Origin of the sequence: Comamonas sp. (assembly GCF_036666375.1) — a bacterium.
Taxonomy (GTDB): Bacteria; Pseudomonadota; Gammaproteobacteria; order Burkholderiales; family Burkholderiaceae_C; genus Comamonas.
In genome coordinates this window covers 1-3,020 of the sequence record NZ_JAVWWA010000066.1, presented here as the reverse complement: position 1 = coordinate 3,020, position 3,020 = coordinate 1, and the positions used below count along the sequence as shown (strand labels likewise).

The 3,020-nt window shown below is 65.1% G+C and carries 2 protein-coding genes and 2 pseudogenes; all 4 read left to right on the top strand.

Annotated elements, in window-relative coordinates:
* Window positions 1-381 (top strand): annotated as a pseudogene (locus tag RR928_RS15800) (D-alanine--D-alanine ligase); the annotation flags it as partial.
* The gene (locus RR928_RS15795; protein WP_332540048.1) at window positions 378-1,202 is read left to right on the top strand and encodes a cell division protein FtsQ/DivIB; all 825 of its coding nucleotides are present in this window, start codon (window positions 378-380) and stop codon (window positions 1,200-1,202) included. The pseudogene RR928_RS15800 and the gene RR928_RS15795, both read left to right, overlap by 4 nt.
* A 57-nt stretch (window positions 1,203-1,259) precedes the next feature.
* Window positions 1,260-2,489, top strand: coding sequence for a cell division protein FtsA (gene ftsA / locus RR928_RS15790; RefSeq protein ID WP_159913287.1), 1,230 nt, complete (start codon window positions 1,260-1,262; stop codon window positions 2,487-2,489).
* Window positions 2,490-2,610: 121 nt separating this feature from the next.
* A pseudogene (locus RR928_RS15785) lies at window positions 2,611-3,020 on the top strand (cell division protein FtsZ); the annotation flags it as partial.

Below are 3,020 nucleotides of genomic sequence, written 5' to 3'. Positions count from 1 at the left end.
GCCGATGCCGGCCGCGCCCAGGCACTGCCCGTGATCCGCATCGTCGCGCCCGAAGGCAACTACGACTACCAGAACAAGTATTTCACCGATACCACGCAGTACCACTGCCCCAGCGGCCTGCCCGAGGCCGAGGAGCATGAAATCCAGCGCCTGGTCGAGCGCGCGTTCCGCACGCTGGGCTGCCGCGGCTGGGCGCGTGCCGACATCATGATCCGCGCCAGCGACCGCCAGCCGTTCCTGCTCGAAATCAATACCTCGCCCGGCATGACCAGCCACTCGCTGGTGCCCATGGCGGCACGTGCTTCAGGCATCAGCTACGAAGACCTGTGCCTGCGCATTCTTGCGAGTGCCGCTCTCGATGGAGGCGCTGGCCGACCATGAAGCGCACGCTGCCCGCTCCGCTCGACGTCAAGCTCATGAACGTGACCGCCACGGTCCTGTTCCTGGGCTGCGCCGCGCTGTTGCTGGCGGCGGCAAGCTGGTGGGTGGTGCGCCATCCTGCGTTTTCGATCAGCCGCATCATTGTCGAAGGCGAGCTGGTGCACAACAACGCGGTGACGCTGCGCGCCAATGTGGCGCCCAGCCTCACGGGCAACTTCTTCACCATCGACCTGCGCGCGGCGCGCGAGGCGTTCGAGGAAGTGCCCTGGGTGCGCGAAGCCCAGGTGCGGCGCGAATACCCCAACAGCCTGCGCGTCGAATTGCACGAGCATGTGGCCGAAGCGTTCTGGGGGCCGGACACGGGCGCGGAAATGGTCAACAGCTTCGGCGAAGTGTTCGAGGCCAACATCGGCGAAGTCGAGCGCGAAGGCATTCCGCGGCTGCAGGGCCCGAGCGGCAGCTCGCAGCAGGTGCTGCAGGTCTACCGCATGCTCGCGCCCGCGCTCGCGCCGCTGGCGCTGGAAATCGACGAGCTCACGCTCAACGAACGCGGCAGCTGGAAGGCGCGCCTGGCCCAAGGGGCCCAGGTGGAACTCGGCGGCGGCACGGTGGAACAGATGCTGCAGCGCGTGCAGCGCTTCACGCGCACGCTGGCCACCGTGACGACGCAGTACCAGCGCAAGGCCGATGCACTCGAATACGTGGATTTGCGTTATGAAGACGGCTATGCGCTGCGGCTGCATGGCGTGAGCACAGTACAGGGCAAGCTGCCTCCCCCCCGTCCCAAACCCCAGCCCAAGCCGGCTGCGGCCCGGCGCTGAAAGGAAGGCATATGCAACAGAACGACAAGACGGGACCAACTGAGGGCGGACTCTGATATGGCAAGAGAATACAAAGATGTGGTCGTCGGGCTGGACATTGGCACCGCCAAGGTCATGGCCGTGGTAGCCGAAGTGCTGCCCAATGGTGAACTCAAGCTCGCGGGCCTGGGTGTGGCCCCGAGCAACGGGCTCAAGCGCGGCGTGGTGGTGAACATCGACGCCACGGTGCAGAGCATCCAGCTCGCGCTCAAGGAAGCCGAGCTGATGGCCGACTGCAAGATCCAGCGCGTGTGCACCGGCATCACCGGCAGCCATATCCGCGGACTCAACTCCAGCGGCATGGTCGCCGTGAAGGACAAGGAAGTCACGCCCACCGACGTGGCGCGCGTGGTCGAGACCGCCAAGGCGATCAATATTTCCTCGGACCAGCGACTGTTGCTGGTCGAGCCGCAGGAATTCGTGATCGACGGCCAGGACGTGAAGGAGCCCATTGGCATGAGCGGCATACGCCTCGAAGCCAAGATCCACATCGTCACCGGCGCGCAGAGCGCGGCCGAGAACATCATCAAGTGCGTGCGCCGCTGCGGCCTCGAGGTCGAGCAGCTGCTGCTCAACCCGCTGGCCTCGAGCCAGGCGGTGCTGACCGACGACGAGCGCGAGCTGGGCGTGGCCGTGGTCGATATCGGCGCGGGCACGACCGACGTCGCGATCTTCACCGGCGGCGCGATCCGCCACACGGCCGTGATACCGATTGCGGGCGACCTGATCACCAGCGACATCGCGATGGCGCTGCGCACGCCGACCAAGGATGCCGAAGACATCAAGGTCGAAAGCGGCTACGCCAAGCAGCTGCTGGCCGACCCCGACAGCCAGGTTGAAGTGCCCGGCCTGGGCGACCGCAGCCCGCGCATGATCAGCAAGCAGGCGCTGGCCGGCGTGATCGAGCCGCGCGTCGAGGAAATCTTCTCGCTGGTGCAGCAGGTGATACGCGAATCGGGCTACGAGGAAGTGCTGTCGTCGGGCATCGTGATCACGGGCGGCAGCTCGGTCATGCCCGGCATGGTCGAGCTGGCCGAGGACATTTTCCTCAAGCCCGTGCGCCGCGGAATTCCTAAGTATTCCAGCGCTTTGGCCGACATGGTGGCCCAGCCCCGGTCGGCTACAGTCATGGGTTTGCTTGACGAGGCACGCCTGGCGCGCCTGCGCGGTTTCAAGGTGGCACAAAAGAGTGGGTCGATGAAGACCGCTTTTGGTCGTTTCAAAGACTTCATTGTGGGAAACTTCTAGCCATGAGCGCTTATCGACTGCGCATCACCGGCCCGCCCACGGATGTCCGAATACGCGTGATTCCAGGATTTCCCTTTCAAACGGCCGTGACCCCAATTTTCAGAGTTTCAGGAGCAGCAACATGACCATCGAAATGATCGAAGCCGAAGAGTTCAACCAGGGCACACAGATCAAGGTGATCGGTGTCGGTGGCGGCGGCAGCAATGCCGTCGAGCACATGATTGCCCGCAATGTGCAGGGTGTGGAGTTCGTCTGCGCGAACACCGATGCCCAGGCATTGATCCGCAGTGCCGCGCACCGCACCATCCAGCTCGGCCAAAGCGGCCTGGGCGCAGGCAGCAAGCCCGAAAAGGGCCGTGAAGCCGCCGAAGCCGCCGTGGAAGACATCCGCGCGGCCATCGACGGCGCGCACATGCTGTTCATCACCGCCGGCATGGGCGGCGGCACCGGCACCGGCGCCGCGCCCGTGATCGCGCGCGTCGCCAAGGAAATGGGCATTCTCACCGTGGGCGTGGTGACCAAGCCTTTCGA